Raw genomic sequence first — 14,026 nt, 5'->3', positions numbered from 1 at the left:
CCCGTGTTCTAGGGCGCCTGCGGATCGCCCGTGAGGTGTCGCAACGTGCCCGTGCGCGGGTCGGGCTCGAGCAGCAGCGCCCGCACCAGCAGCGTCAGCGGGATGCAGAGCAGCGCGCCCATCGGCCCGAGCACGAGCGTCCAGAACACGACCGAGACGAACGTGATCGTGAGCGTGAGGCCGACGGCGTCGCTCACGAACTTCGGCTGCACGAACTCCTGCAGGATCACGTTGATGAGCGAGTAGGCGAGCACCACGGTGAGCGCCAACGGCCAGCCCCCGATGACGAGGGCGAGGACCGCCGGTGGGATGAGGCCGATCACGAACCCGATGTTCGGGATGAAGTTCGTGACGAACGCGAGGATCGCCCAGGTGATCGGCACGGGGATCCCGAGCGCCCACAGCAGCAGGCCGTCGAGCACGGCGACGACCGCTCCGAACGAGGCGTTCACCACGTAGTAGCGGCGCACGCCGGAGAAGTAGCGCGCGCCGATCGCGTCGGCGGCGGCCCCGCCGAACACGTGCCGCCCGGCGCGGGAGAAGCGCGAGGCATCCGCCGCCATGAACAGCACGTAGGCGAGCACGAAGAAGAACGCCGTCGCGGCGCCGAGCACGGCATCGGCCACACCCGTCGCCACCGCGAGCAGCTGCTCGGGATCGATCGCCGACGCCGCCGACCCGGCCGCGTCGGTCGAGAAGCCCAGCGACTCCAGCCAGCCGAGCATCCCCTGCGCCGTCGCCTGCAGCTCGTCGGCGTAGTCGGGCAGCATGCCGACGAACTGGGCGGATGCCACGACGAGCAGCGCCCCGAGCACGGCGAGGATCGCGTATCCCACGAGGATGACGATGGTGGTGGCGAGCCAGCTCGGCCAGCCACGGCGCTCGAGCGGGCGGCGCACCGGGTGGGCGATGATCACGACGACCGCCGCGACCGCCACCGGCACGAGAATGTCGCGGGCGAACCAGATGCCCACGAAGACGATGACCGCCGCCGCGACGGTGAGCAGCACCCGGGTGCCGCGGGCGAGACCGGGCGGCGCCACCGCCTCGTCGGTCATGCTCAGAAGCTCCCGATGCCCTTGCCGATGACGACGACGCCGATGACGAGCAGCAGCACGGCCATGACGGTCGCATTGTTGTGCACGAGCCAGCCGCGCAGGGCCTCGAGCGGGCCCGCCATGCGCTTCGACGCCACGAGGTAGGCGATGACCGGGATGGCCACGGTGCTCGCCGCGATGAGCACGAACACGAGGATCACGACCGCCGCCTCGCCAACGGCCAGGCCGGCGGTGCCGATGATCACGCCGGCGGCGACCGCCATCAGCAGGTTCTTCGGGTTGACCGCGGACAGCAGGAATCCGAGCACGAGACCGCGGCCGGCCGTCATCTGATCGATGGCCGCCATCCACTTCGGAAGCTCGGGCTCCTCGCCGGGCTTCGGGCGGCTGCGCCACTGCCGCAGGGCGAGGAACAGGAGGGCGATGCCCAGCACGATCTTGATCACGCCGGAAACGGGCTTCGAGGCATCCGGGTCGTTCTCGGGGATGACGGAGGCGAGCAGCGTGAACAGCACGACGGCGACGACGATGCCGAGCACCCACCCGATGAGGAAGCCGACGCTCGTGCCCTTCGCCTTCGGCGAGAGCAGCATGAGGATTGCGGCGATGATCGGGATCGGGCTGATCGCGATGCCCAGCGCGAGCGGCAGGATGTCGCCGATGATCGGGCCCATGTGGTGCTCCTTCCGTGCGGCGGCGCCGCGTGACGTCTCAGCTCGCGGGTGCTGCGAGCGCCGCGACCGCGGCCCGGTTGGTGTCGTAGACGGCGTGGTCGCCGAGGAGCCCGAGGTGCGCGAGCCGGGCGCGGGCGTCGGGCCGCACGCGGCTGAACCCGAGCTCGATACGCCGCTCCTTCAGCCACGACTCCAGCGCCTCGAAGCTCTCGGCACCGGTGACGTCGACGTCGGTCACCGCCTCCATGTCGATGACCACGTGGTGCACGGATGCCTCGGGCGCGGCCGTGACCGCACGCTTCACCGCGTCGCCGAACACCGAGCCGTTCGCGAAGAAGAGGGGTGCGGCGAGTCGGACGACGATGACGCCCGGAGCGGTGACGCTGCCCTCGGGCGCCTCCTCGAGCAGCGACTCGGTGGGCTCGCCGCTGGCCGCGAGCACGTCGATGGCCGGGTTCGCCGCCCGCTTCGCCAGGTTCACCAGCGCCAGGACGAACGCCACCAGGATGCCGGGGATCGAGCCGATGAACAGGGTGACGAGGAAGCAGGCTGCGGCGACCGCGAACTCGAAGCGATCGGCCCTCCAGAGCGCCGCGAACTCGCGGACGCCGAGCAGCGGCACGATGGCGACGGCGACGATCGCGCCGATCGCAGGTGACGGGATGTCCTCGAGCAGTCCGGTGCCGAACACCAGCAGGACGAGTGTGCCGAGCGCGGTGACGAGCGACGGGAGCTGCGTGCGCGAGCCCGCCTGGTCCATCGCAGCGGTGCGCGACGTCGACGAGCCGATCGTGAAGCCACCCGTCGCACCGGCGGCGATGTTGCCGAGCCCGAACGCGAACAGGTCGCGGTTCGGGCGGGTCGAGTAGTCGTGCCGTTCGCCGTACGAGCGGGCGACGAGCAGCCCCTCCGCGGTCGTGACGAGCGTGAGCGCCATCGCCGACGGCACGAGCACGAGCCACGTGCTCCAGTCGAGGACCGGCCAGGTCAGCGTCGGCGGCCCCGCCTCGACCGGGCCGAGCACCGCGACGCCGGCGTCGTCGAGGTCGGCGATCACCACGCCGACGGTCGCGAGCACGAGGACGACGAGCGCCCAGGGCACCGCAGGGGCCACCCGCCGACCGACGAGCAGGATCGCGAGGGAGACCGCCGAGATGAGCACCGACCACCAGTTCACCCCGTCGAGTCCGGTGACGAGCCCCGAGACCTTGTCGACGAACTCGCCGCCCGAGTCGATCTTCACGCCGAGCATCTTCGCGACCTGCGCCACGAGGATGTCGAGGGCGAGGCCGCCGACGAACCCCACGAGGATCGGCTTCGACAGGAAGTTCGCGAGGAAGCCGAGCTTGAAGACGGCCAGCAGCAGGAACATGATGCCGCCGAGGATCGCCTGCGCGAGTGCGAGGGTCAGATAGTCGGCGCTGCCGGCCACCGCCAGCCCGCCGATCGACGAGGCCACGAGTGCAGCGGCCGCGGCATCCGGAGACGCCACCAGCTGCCGCGACGACACCGTCAGCGCGTAGACGACCGAGGGCACGACGAGCGCGTAGAGGCCGGCGGTCGGCGGCAGGCCGGCGATCTGGGCGTAGCCGATGTTCAGCGGGATCGCGATGGCGAGCAGCGTGACACCCGCGACGAGCTCGCGGACGAGGTTGTGGCGGGTCAGCCCTGCCAGCGGTCGCGGCACGGTTCCTGCATCGGGGCCCGGCATCTAGCGGCCGCTGGGATCGGGGCTGGTCGGTGCCGGGGAGGGCTCGGGCGCCGGCTCGGGCGCGGCCGGCGGCACGATGCGGAACTCGGGGGCGCGGGAGACCAGCAGCCATGCCGGCAGGATGATCACGCAGAGCACTGGCAGCAGCGTGATGTCGGTGGGGATGGCGACGCCGAGGAAGAGCGCCAGCCATCCGTCGCGGCTGATGACGAGGACGACGCCGAGGACGCCGCACGCGACGGCGAGACCGAGCGGCATGCTCGGGATCAGCACGTGCCCGAGCATGCCGAGCGCCACGCCGATGAACGCGGCGGGGAAGATGCGGCCGCCTCGGAACAGCGCACTCGCCGCCACCAGGAGGGCGAGGATCTTGATGCCGGCGATCACGGCGAGCTGAGTGCCGTCGTAGTCGTCCACGTTCGAGAGGAGCTCGCCCATCTGCGTGAGGCCCTTGAACATCGTGATCGGACCGCCGATGAGGCCGAGGATGCCGAGCAGGAACCCGCCGACGAGGGGGATCAGGATCGGATGCCGCAGCGCGTGCAGCCCGCGCCAGAAGATGGGGAACGCAACGAGCGCGGCGAGGCTGATGACCACGGCCCCGCATGCCACGAGGGAGCCGGTGAGCAGGTCGATCGCCTGCGGGCTGCCGTACGGCGGCAGGTCGAACGCCATCGGCGGCTGCCCCAGCAGGTGCATCGTGACCGCGCCCGCACCGGCTGCGGCGACCGGAAGGAACAACCGGTCCCACAGCGAACCGCCACCCTTCGCCGCGGCGACGATCCCCGTGAAGAGCAATGCTGCGGCCACCGGCGTGCCGAAGAGGGCGCCCACCGTCGCGGCGCCGGCGATCAGCACCGAGATCTGCGCGGGAACCTGCGGCAGCAGCCTGGCCAACAGCGCCACGGTGATGGCGACGTTGATGGCGATGATGGGGTTCTCGGGGCCGAGGCTCACGCCGCCCGCGAGGCTCAGCACCGTCACCACGGCGAGGCCTGGCAGCACGCGCAGCTTCAGCGGCGGTGAGATCAGCTCCGTCGTCGCGGAGTCGGGACCGCCGTGGCCGGGGAAGAAGCGCAGCCCGATTCCCACGGCCAGGCCCGTCAGCGTGAGGACCAGCACGATCCACCACCCGTTCGGGTCGACGCCGAGCGCATCGGGCAGGTTGGTCCACAGCACGTCGCTCAGGAGGTCGGCCAGTTTCTCCAGCGCCCACAGGATGACCGCCGCCAAGGCGCCGAGCACGATCGCGGGGATCGCCAGCACCAGGAGCTGGCGTGGTGACGCCCCGCCGTCGGTCGGCGTTCGCGCAAGGCTCATCGTGGGCTCCTCCCCATCGGATGCGGCGCATGGGCGATCGACTGGAGCCCCGCCGCGCACGATCCCTCCGCGATGAGCGTAGCGTCGCGCATCGGTGGACGACCCCTCGCGCCACGCGGTAGGTTCACCTCAGCAGCGCTCACTGGGGGGCGCTCGAGCACATCGAAAGGCTGCGAATGAATTTCTGGAACAGTTTCGGAGACGTCATCTGGTGGTTCCTGTGGGCGTTCGTCTTCATCGCCTACCTCATGGCGCTGTTCGCGATCATCGGCGACCTCTTCCGCGACCACACGCTGAACGGCTGGTGGAAGGCGGTGTGGGTGATCTTCCTGATCTTCCTGCCGTTCCTCACGGCACTGGTCTACCTGATCGCGCGCGGCAAGGGCATGGCGGAGCGTTCCCAGCAGGAGGCCAAGCAGTACCAGGCCGCCACCGACGCCTACATCCGCCAGACGGTCGCCACCGGGACGAGCCCGTCCGACGAGATCGCGAAGGCCAAGGCCCTGCTCGACGCCGGCACGATCAGCCAGGCCGAGTACGACCAGCTGAAGGCCAAGGCGCTCGCCCACTCGGCGTAGTCGTCTAGCTCGAGACCGGAACGGGGTCGGATGCCGCGGCATCCGGCCCCGTCCGCATGTCTGCGGCAGTGACGGCGGCGCCCTCAGCCGCCATCGCGGCCTGCGAGCCGTGCACCTGCATGCTGCCGGCGCTGCGCAGGAACACGATGATCCAGCTGAAGATCAACACGCCGGCGACGAGCTCGACGGCCGTCAGGTTGTAGTACCCCACGGCGAAGAAGATCGCGAGCAGCACGATCACGCCGACGAAGACATAGCCGAGCAGCACGAACACCCGCGGCATCGCCGGAACGAGCCACCGCAGGCCCACGACGAGGGCTGCGAAGATGACCGCCATGCCGGTCGCCACGGTGTTGTGGACCGCGAAGAACTCGTCCACCGGGAAGATGCCGACGCACGCCAGGAAGATGCCGATGAGGATGAGGCCGACTCGCAGGAGGTTGCGGCCCCGAAGCTCCTGGCGTGTGCCGGTGGGCAGCGACGCCGTGGCGTAGCGGGCGATGATCGTGACCATCGCGCCGGCGACGATCAGCGTGACGTTGAAGGCGAGAGCGGATGCCTCGTCGCTCATGCCGAGGGCACTGAGGTTCGTCTTCCACCACTGGGGGTCGCTCGCGCTGAGCATGGCAGCGAGCGCGCCCACAACCAGGAACGTCGCAAGCACGAGCGAGAGCAGCATCGGCGTCAGGTGCACGGAGGAGAGGAACGACACGTAGGACGTGACCGCGAACGCGACGCCGGCGAGGATGGCGCCGGCGAGCGGGAACACGACGGCGCCCACGAAGCTCCGTTCGAGCAGGTTGGCCAGGCCGATCCAGCCGAGCAGCGCGATGGCGCCGTGTGCCACGGCGAGCGCGGCGACGTCGAACCAGTGCAGGCGCGCGCCCGGCATGTTCAGTCCGGGCGACGGGTCGCGCAGGACCGCGGGGTGCCGGTGACTGGCCATCAGGATCCGCCCGAGCACGAACGCGATGAGCGCGGTCAGCGCTCCGCCGATTCCGACGTACTCGCCGAGCGACCCCGGGCCCGAGATGGGGAGGTCGCGCCCCCAGAACACCACGAACGAGATCGCGCCGCCCACCACGAAGAAGGCCGCCCCGAGCAGGAGCGCGATCGACTCGAGCGACTCGGCAGTGGCGGCCGGATGCCGCAGCACCCGGGAGATCGACGACGATTCGGCCACGAAGCACCCCGTTCGCTCGTGCGGCCGCCTGGGGGACGGCCGCGTCTGGCACCACACTGCCAGCCCGGGAGTCGCGTGTCCACGACGCGGCCGCGCGAGCCGGGGTCGGAGCTCAGGAGTCGATCGGGTCCAGCACCTCGAGCATCGAGCCCTGCACGAATCCCGCCCATTCGTACGCGGCACGGAGGTAGTCGTCACGGGTCTCGTCGGCGCCGTCCTCGCCCTCCTCGACGACGCCGACCCGTTCGGCGAGGATGAGCCGGAGGTCGGTGAGGAACGTGAGCCAGCCCCACGCCTCGGACTGGTCGAGCTCGATCTGGACGACGGTGTCATCGCCGTCCTCCACCGCGGTCGCGTCGCGCACCCGCTGTGCGGCCTGCCGCTTGCCGTCGACGAGGCTGTCGCGCGTGTAGCGGGCGAACTCGTGCGAAGCGGCGGCGTCCTCGGGGTAGGCGTTCGGCAGGAGGCGCCCGAGCGCGGGGTCGTCGGCCTCGCCGAGGAGGAGCACGGAGTCGACCTGGTCGGCGAGCTCGGACAGCAGCATGGCCTCCTCGGCTTCGAGCACGATGCGCACGCCCTCGCCGCCGCTGCGCCCGGCGACGATCACGCCTCTGCCCTCGACACGGTCGCCTGCAGCCCATAGGCGTGCATCGCCTGCGCGTGCCGCTCCATCGCCTCGCGGTTGCCCGTGGCCACCACCGCGCGGCCCTCGGTGTGCACCTGGAGCATCAGCCGCTCGGCCTCGTCGCGGGGGTATCCGAAGTAGCTGCGGAACACGTAGCTCACGTAGGTCATGAGGTTCACGGGGTCGTCCCATACGATCGTGCGCCAGGGCACGTCGGCCACGACGACGGTCGCCGCATCGGCGGACGGGTCGGTGTCGAGCTGCTCGAGGGTCGCGGTCACCTCTCCAGCCTGACACGACGGCTCGCTCGGCGGAACCCGCGCGAGGCGGACGTTCGGCAGGCCGGAGGCCGCCACCGGTTCCGTCACCGCATAGTGGACGGATCGAAGCGGGTCAAGCCCCCTTGACATTGTCGTCGCGACCCTCTGCTCGGAACGGCCCGCGGGTAGTGTCGGACGTGATGGAGAGCCCCCACTCCGCGCCCGGTTCGCCGGGGCCACACGACAGACCCCCGGCAGGAACCCCATGACCTTCACGGCCCCCCGCGCCCAGACCGACGCGCTCCGGCGGAACAACGTCACGGTCTCCGGAGACCCGAACGGGCGTCCGATCGTCTTGGTGCACGGCTTCGGCTGCAGCCAGGCGATGTGGCGATCGGTGGCCCCGATCTTCGAGGCCGACCACCGCGTCGTGCTCCTCGACCTGGTCGGTGCAGGCGGTTCCGACCGCGACGCCTACGATCCCGTGAAGTACGACTCGCTGCACGGCTATGCCGACGACGTCCTCGAGGTCCTCGACGCGCTCGACCTCCACGACGTGGTCTACGTCGGACACTCGGTCGCGGCCACCATCGGCGTCCTCGCCGAGACCACGGACGCCTCCCGGTTCGGGGCGCTCGTGCTCGTCGGCCCGTCGCCGCGCTACCTCGACGACGAGGACTACCGCGGCGGGTTCGCGCGGTCCGACATCGACGGGCTCCTCGACGCGCTCGACGCCAACTACCTCGGCTGGTCGGCGGACATGGCGCCCGCCATCATGGGCAATCCCGAGCGGCCCGAGCTCGGTCGCCAGCTCACGGAGAGCTTCTGCGCGGTCGATCCCCAGATCGCCCGCCACTTCGCCCGTGTGACCTTCCTCTCGGACAACCGCCGCGACTTCAGCGCCGTGCGCACGCCCACGCTCGTGCTGCAGTGCTCCGACGACGTCATCGCCCCCGTCTCGGCCGGCCGATACGTGCACGAGCAGATCCCGGCGAGCCGGTTCGTGCAGCTCGCCGCGACCGGCCACTGCCCCAACCTGTCGGCACCCGACGAGCTGGTGCGCGAGATCAGGTCGTTCCTGCCGTGACGATCTCCGACGCCGCGCCCCTCGACCGGGAGCGCGACGACCGCGACACGCGCATCGGCGCCCCAGCCGCCGAGCGCCCCCGCGCCGACGACCCGTATCTGGAGCTGTTCGAGGACGCGCCCTGCGGCTACCTCGAGACGACCCCCGACGGCACGATCACCCGCGTCAACCGCACTTTCGAACGATGGACCGGTCTTGACCGGCGTGCCCTCCTGGGCACCGCCTTCGTCGACCTCCTCACCTCGCCGGGGCAGCTCTTCTACGAGACCCGGTACGCCATGGTGCTGAGCCTCGCGGGGGAGGTGCGCGAGGTCTCGCTCGCCGTCCGCTGCGCCGACGATCACGAGCTGCCCATCCTGGTCAACGCCGTGATGGTGACGGGCGCCGACGGCGGACCGCACGCCATCCGCACGGCGGTCTTCGACGCGACCGAACGCCAGGACTACGAGCGCCAGCTGCTGCTCGCCCGACGCGATGCCGAGGCGTCCGAGGCGCGGGTCCGCGTGCTGCAGGACGCGTCGAGCGCCTTCGGCCTCGCCACGACGGCCCAGGAGCTCGCCGCCGCGCTGCTCGCGAGTGCCGGCTCGGCGCTCCGGGCCTCGAGTGCCGCCGTCCTGCTCTCCGACGGGTCGGGTCCGCTCGAACTCGTCGAGGGCGACGACGTCACCATGGCACTGCTGCCCGAGGGCCTCGAGGCGCTCGCCGAGCAGGCGATCGGCAGCGGCGAGATCATCACCGTCTCCAGCCTCTCCCAGGCCGCCGCCATCATGCCCGGACTCGACGACGCCCTGCACCGGCATCGCCTCGCCGCCCTCAGCATCATCCCCCTCCGCACCGATGAGCGGGCGGCCGGGGTCGTGATCTCCCTCTTCGGACGAGATCGCACCTTCGACGCCGAGAGTCGCGAGATCCAGGCCGCGCTGGCACGCCAGGCCGGCCAGGTGCTGCGCCGGGTCCGCCTGCAGGAGGAGCTCGCCCACCGCGCGCTGCACGACCAGCTCACTGGGCTCGCCAACCGCAAGCTGCTCGAGGAACGGCTCGACGCCGCCATCTCGACGGCCACCCGCAACGAGCGCCCGCTGTCGGTGGTCTTCGTCGACCTCGACGGCTTCAAGGCGATCAACGACACCCTTGGCCACCGGGTCGGCGACGACGTCCTCGTCGAGGTCGCGGCCCGGCTGCGGTCGGTGGCGCGGGCGGGCGACTCGGTCGCCCGGTACGGCGGCGACGAGTTCGTCATCATCTGCGAGGACACGGCCGCACCGGCGAGCGCCACCGTCGCGGAGCGATTCCGCGAGGCGGTCGGGCGACCCCTCGGCAGCGTGCCTCCGCGCTACGACATCGCCGCCAGCATCGGCGTCGCGGTGTGGGAGCCGGGCGAGCGCCCCGAGCCCACGCCCGACCTCCTGCTGCGCCTCGCCGACGAGGCGATGTACGCGTCGAAGGATGCGGGCCGGGATCGCGTCACGATCGTGATGGCCGACGAGACGAGCTCCACTGACACTGCACACGACCCCCGAGCGGAGGCTTCATGGGAACACTGAGATACGACTCCACCATCACCGCGGAGTTCGACGATCGCACGCTCACCCACCTGCAGGTGGTGATCTGGTCGAAGCTCCGCCGCGGCGAGCACTTCGCGTTCACCTTCGGTGACGAGGCGCCGCCGGCGAAGCGCACGTCCGTGTGGTGCAGCCCCACGGTGCCGATGGCCTTCCAGTTCGACGAGCCCGGTGATCCGTCGGAGCTCAACCCGCGGTGGCTCGAGGTGCTGACGAAGTCGGCGAACTCGGCCGGTGGGCTGCGGCCGGTGCCCGAGCCCGAGGCCGCCGCATGAACGGATGCCGCAGCACGACCACCAGTGCACGAGGAGGAATGCCATGGGCCAGTTGATCTACGGCGGAGCGCGCATCTCGGAGTTCGAGATCGAGGACCGCGTGCTCGCCCACCTGCAGTTCGTCGTGGCCACCAAGCTGCGGCGCGGTGAGCAGTTCATGCTCACGTGGAATCATGGGGTCGAGCGAGGCAGCGGGCGCAGCTCGATCTGGATCAGCGCGTACGTGCCGGTGCACTTCAAGTACAACGGCAACCGGCCGCCGAAGCTCAACCGGGCGTGGCTGGAGCTGATGATCGACGGCGCCAACAGCCCGGCGGGGCTGCATCCGATCCCCGAGGCGGCTGCCGGGGCCGGGGTGCCCGAATGAACGACGAGCGTCGAACCAGCACACGAGAGAACGGAGGTGCGGTGTGAAGATCCACCGCCTGACAGTCGACGGCCGGGACTACTTCCTGCCCGAGCCCATCGACGCGCTGCGCGCCGAGATCCTGAAGGCGATCCAGGCGGGCGGCGGCTACGTGAACGTGCCGCCATTGCGCGGCGGACCCGGCATCGACATCCTCTTCTCCCCGGGGATGCCGGTCACCTGGTCGCAGATCGACGTCGGCGGTGAGCCCGAAGAGGCCGTCAGCTCCGACGAGGACGAGGCCTACCAGGACCCGCCCTACGGCGCGCTCTGAGCGATTCGACCCCCGGGCGGCACGCCCGGCCCCGGCACGCCCGGTGCGGTTGCGACTGCACCGGGCGCTGCCGTGCGTCCGCCGGGCACGCCCGGCGCCGTCGCGACCGCGAGGCGGGCTGAGATGCTGCGCTCGGGAGCCGGCCGACCGAACAGGTAGCCCTGCGCCCGATCGAATCCGAGCTCCCGCACGGCCACGAACTGGGGCTCGGTCTCGACGCCCTCGGCCACCGCGCGCAGGCCGTGATCGCGTGCGAACCCGACGAGTCGGGCCGCCACGCTCCGGTCCCCGGGCAGGAGCGTGATGACGGAGCGATCGACCTTGAGCTCGGTGATGGGGAGCGACCGCACTCGGAGCTCCGCCTCCTCCACCGTGCGCACGTCGTCGACCGAGATACCGATGCCGGCGGCGCGGATCCCCTCGAGGGTCTCGGCGGCCTCCTCGGGCACGGCCCTCGTCTCCGTGAGCTCGAGCGTCAGGAGCGTCGGCGGCATGCCCGTCGCGGCCAGGTGGTGGGCGACCCGCTCGCCGAAGGTCGCCTCCGTGAGCTGTGCGGCCGCCACGTTCACCGCGACCTCGATGCGCCGACCGGCGCGCACGAGCGCTGCGCCGTACCGGCAGGCCGTCTCGAGCATGGCGTCGCCGATGGCGATCATCGCCCCGGTCGCCTCCGCGAGCGGGATGAACTCCGCGGGCGGGATGACCCCTCGACTGGGGTGACGCCAGCGACTCAGCGCCTCGATGGCGACGAGGACGCCGTCGTGGAGGTCGACCTGCGGCTGGTACTGCGCGATGATCTCGCCGCGCTGCGCGGCGAGGCGCAATTCGCGTGCGAGGCGCTCGTCGTCTGCCATGGTGTTCCCTCCTCGGGCGTCCAAGACGCCCGCGCCATTGTCACGCGCGATCGCGCATTCGACGAAACGGCAGACAACGAGCGCTCGGATGCGTATACTGCCGCTGCTCGGCCGGCGGCCGGGGCGGATACACGAGCGTCACGAGCACCACCGAGATGATCATGAGCAGGAACCAGGAGACCAGCTTCGACGGCGACACGAGCTGCCAGCCGTCGAGCTGATCGGGGTAGAACCGGGCCCCGGCCCAGGTCGCGATGTTCTCGGCCAGCCAGATGAACAGGGCGACGAGGCCGAACGCGATGAGCAGCGGCATCCGGGGCCGTCGACGCCACACCCGGAAGTGCATGACGGTCGGCCACCATACGACGACCACCGCGGCCAGCAGCGCCCACCGCAGGTCGATGACGTAGTGGTGCGTGAAGAAGTTCGCGTAGATCGCAGCGGCGACGACGACGGTGACCGACCGTCGCGGGTACCGCGTGAAGCCCAGGTCGAACAGGCGGTACACGCGCACCATGTAGGAGCCCACGGCGGCGTACATGAACCCCGAGAACAACGGGACGCCCGCGATGCGGAGCACCCCGTCGCCGTCGTACGTCCACGACCCGACGTCGGTCTTGAACAGCTCCATGCCGGTGCCGGTCAGGTGGAACAGCACGACCACCCAGAGCTCGCGCCCGCTCTCGAGCCGCGTCGCCACCATCACGACCTGGATGAGCACCGCGGCGATCGTCAGCGCATCGTTCCGCGCGAGGGCCGCGTCGTCGGGATACCAGAGCCGCGCGGCGACGATGACCCCGAGCAGGGACGCGCCGAAGATGCACGCCCACGCCTGCTTCGCGCCGAACACGAGCAGCTCGATGAGCCCGGCACGGACGCCGCGATCGGATGCGTCGGCGAGGAGGCGGTGCGCGGCTCGGTCGATCGCCCGTTCGACCGCCGTGCGGTCGGACTCGCGGGAGGCGCCGGCTGCGGTCATGTAGTGCGCCCCGACGGGGTCACGCCGTCCGCTCCGACGCCGTCACCGTGAACTTCGCGTTGCGGGCGACCTGGCGCGTGGGGCCGACGACGCGCTCGAGCAGCGGCCGGTAGCGCAGGTGGGAGTTCCAGACGCACCACAGCTCGCCGCCGGGCACGAGCACGCGGGCGGCGTCCGCGAACAGGTGCGCCGCGATCCCCGTGTGCAGCGCAGCATCGGAGTGGAACGGCGGGTTCAGCACCACGAGGCGCTCGCTCGCATCGCTGATGCCCTCGAGTCCGTCGGCCTGGCGGACGTCGACGCGGTCGGCGAGGCCGTTCACCTCCGCGGTCTGCCGAGCGGAGGCCGCGGCCGACGCCGAGCGGTCGGTCGCCGTCACCCGCAGTGCGGGGCGCGTACGCGCGAGCCAGGCGGCCACCACCCCCGACCCGCACGCGAGGTCGACGGCGGTCGCGGCATCCGGCGCCGCGTCGCCGAGGTGCTCGAGGAGGAACCGCGTTCCGATGTCGACGCCGGTGCCCGCGAAGACGCCGCCGTGTGCGACGAGCGTGACGCCCAGGTCGTCGTGGCGCTCGCCTCGGGGCCAGCCGAGCGCCGGTGGTCGACGGTGCGGGAGGGGCGCGCGGGCGATGAGCACCCTGGACTTCTGGCGCGCGTGCGACACGTCGACCCGCTCGAACCACGCCGCCAGCACCTCGTTCATCGAGAGCGACATGTGCTTCAGGCGGCCCCCGGCGACGACCACGACGTCGGATGCCGCGTGGCTCGCGATGAGGCCGGCGAGCTCGTCGAGCCGGTCGAGCGACCGTGGCAGGCGCAGGAGCACGAGCCTCGCGCCCGCCAGCAGCTCGGGCCCGAGCGGCATGGACCGCACCTCGCCGTCCAGGTCCGCCCGCGCGGCGTTGGCCGCGAGCGCGCGCTCGCCCGTCACGAGGTCCTGGTGCACCCGGATGCCGCGAGCACCGGCCGCGGCCGATCCGAGCGCCAGCGCGCCGTACGCATCGTCGAGCACGACGAGCTCGCCGTCGCCGAGGCCCGCGGAGAGGGCGGCCGCCTCGTCGAGGATCAGCCGGTCCGCGGCATCCGACGCCTCGAGCCCCCGGCCCTCGACGTCGGGATGGCGTCGCAGCGCGCCCAGCTCGAATGGCATGCGTCAAGGGTATGCCGCGGCCCGGGAAGG

16 protein-coding genes are annotated in these 14,026 nt (G+C 71.3%); 6 read left to right on the top strand and 10 right to left on the bottom strand.

Annotation, left to right across the window (positions count from 1 at the left end; all coding sequences use genetic code 11):
• Positions 1–8 precede the first annotated feature (8 nt).
• From J2X63_RS08375 to J2X63_RS08360, 4 genes are read right to left on the bottom strand one after another with little or no spacing between them, the layout of a single operon-like run.
• Positions 9–1,058, bottom strand: a complete 1,050-nt coding sequence (locus J2X63_RS08375) for an AI-2E family transporter (protein WP_309976040.1) — start codon at positions 1,056–1,058, stop codon at positions 9–11.
• Positions 1,059–1,060: 2 nt separating this feature from the next.
• Positions 1,061–1,732, bottom strand: coding sequence for a GAP family protein (locus J2X63_RS08370; protein ID WP_309976038.1), 672 nt, complete (start codon positions 1,730–1,732; stop codon positions 1,061–1,063).
• A 37-nt stretch (positions 1,733–1,769) separates the two neighbouring features.
• Positions 1,770–3,419 carry a SulP family inorganic anion transporter gene (locus J2X63_RS08365; protein WP_309976037.1) on the bottom strand — a complete coding sequence of 550 codons (1,650 nt, stop codon included), beginning with the start codon at positions 3,417–3,419 and terminating at the stop codon, positions 1,770–1,772.
• A gap of 24 nt (positions 3,420–3,443) precedes the next feature.
• Positions 3,444–4,763: an ion channel protein gene (locus J2X63_RS08360; RefSeq protein ID WP_309976036.1), complete on the bottom strand. Its 1,320-nt coding sequence runs from the start codon at positions 4,761–4,763 to the stop codon at positions 3,444–3,446.
• A 176-nt stretch (positions 4,764–4,939) separates the two neighbouring features.
• Between J2X63_RS08360 and J2X63_RS08355 the strand changes: the two genes are divergently transcribed.
• Positions 4,940–5,341 (top strand): SHOCT domain-containing protein, encoded by a 402-nt coding sequence (locus J2X63_RS08355; RefSeq protein WP_309976034.1) that lies wholly within the window; start codon positions 4,940–4,942, stop codon positions 5,339–5,341.
• A 4-nt stretch (positions 5,342–5,345) separates the two neighbouring features.
• On the opposite strand, the gene J2X63_RS08350 is transcribed toward J2X63_RS08355, so the two are convergent.
• The 3 genes from J2X63_RS08350 to clpS form a co-directional block, all read right to left on the bottom strand.
• On the bottom strand, positions 5,346–6,524 hold the full coding sequence (locus J2X63_RS08350) for a DUF998 domain-containing protein (protein ID WP_309976031.1): 1,179 nt from the start codon (positions 6,522–6,524) through the stop codon (positions 5,346–5,348).
• Between the two features lie 112 nt (positions 6,525–6,636).
• Entirely contained in the window at positions 6,637–7,131 is a 495-nt protein-coding gene (locus J2X63_RS08345; protein ID WP_309976029.1) for a DUF2017 family protein, read from the bottom strand.
• Positions 7,128–7,430, bottom strand: a complete 303-nt coding sequence (gene clpS, locus J2X63_RS08340; RefSeq protein ID WP_396133122.1) for an ATP-dependent Clp protease adapter ClpS — start codon at positions 7,428–7,430, stop codon at positions 7,128–7,130. Before clpS ends, J2X63_RS08345 begins: the two co-directional genes overlap by 4 nt.
• 244 nt (positions 7,431–7,674) lie before the next feature.
• Between clpS and J2X63_RS08335 the strand changes: the two genes are divergently transcribed.
• The 5 genes from J2X63_RS08335 to J2X63_RS08315 are packed head-to-tail and all read left to right on the top strand — an operon-like array spanning position 7,675 to position 11,013.
• Entirely contained in the window at positions 7,675–8,496 is an 822-nt protein-coding gene (locus J2X63_RS08335; protein WP_309976027.1) for an alpha/beta hydrolase, read from the top strand.
• Positions 8,493–10,040 carry a diguanylate cyclase gene (locus tag J2X63_RS08330; protein ID WP_309976025.1) on the top strand — a complete coding sequence of 516 codons (1,548 nt, stop codon included), beginning with the start codon at positions 8,493–8,495 and terminating at the stop codon, positions 10,038–10,040. The genes J2X63_RS08335 and J2X63_RS08330 overlap by 4 nt, the downstream gene beginning before the upstream one ends.
• Positions 10,028–10,333, top strand: a complete 306-nt coding sequence (locus J2X63_RS08325) for an ATP-dependent DNA ligase (RefSeq protein ID WP_309976023.1) — start codon at positions 10,028–10,030, stop codon at positions 10,331–10,333. Before J2X63_RS08330 ends, J2X63_RS08325 begins: the two co-directional genes overlap by 13 nt.
• A gap of 43 nt (positions 10,334–10,376) precedes the next feature.
• Positions 10,377–10,700, top strand: coding sequence for an ATP-dependent DNA ligase (locus J2X63_RS08320; protein ID WP_159602010.1), 324 nt, complete (start codon positions 10,377–10,379; stop codon positions 10,698–10,700).
• Between the two features lie 43 nt (positions 10,701–10,743).
• Entirely contained in the window at positions 10,744–11,013 is a 270-nt protein-coding gene (locus J2X63_RS08315) for a hypothetical protein (RefSeq protein ID WP_309976020.1), read from the top strand.
• Here the strand turns inward: J2X63_RS08315 and J2X63_RS08310 are convergent.
• From J2X63_RS08310 to J2X63_RS08300, 3 genes are read right to left on the bottom strand one after another with little or no spacing between them, the layout of a single operon-like run.
• Entirely contained in the window at positions 10,998–11,867 is an 870-nt protein-coding gene (locus tag J2X63_RS08310) for an EAL domain-containing protein (protein WP_309976018.1), read from the bottom strand. The genes J2X63_RS08315 and J2X63_RS08310 overlap by 16 nt on opposite strands.
• A gap of 40 nt (positions 11,868–11,907) precedes the next feature.
• A complete protein-coding gene (locus J2X63_RS08305) occupies positions 11,908–12,846 on the bottom strand; it encodes a DUF817 domain-containing protein (protein ID WP_309976015.1) in 939 nt (312 codons plus the stop codon).
• 19 nt (positions 12,847–12,865) lie between these two features.
• The gene (locus J2X63_RS08300; protein ID WP_309976013.1) at positions 12,866–13,996 is read right to left on the bottom strand and encodes a class I SAM-dependent methyltransferase; all 1,131 of its coding nucleotides are present in this window, start codon (positions 13,994–13,996) and stop codon (positions 12,866–12,868) included.
• Positions 13,997–14,026: the final 30 nt, after the last annotated feature.

Source organism: Agromyces sp. 3263 (assembly GCF_031456545.1).
Lineage (GTDB): Bacteria > Actinomycetota > Actinomycetes > Actinomycetales > Microbacteriaceae > Agromyces.
Note: the sequence above shows the minus strand (reverse complement) of the source record. Positions and strands in the feature narration are given on the sequence as shown.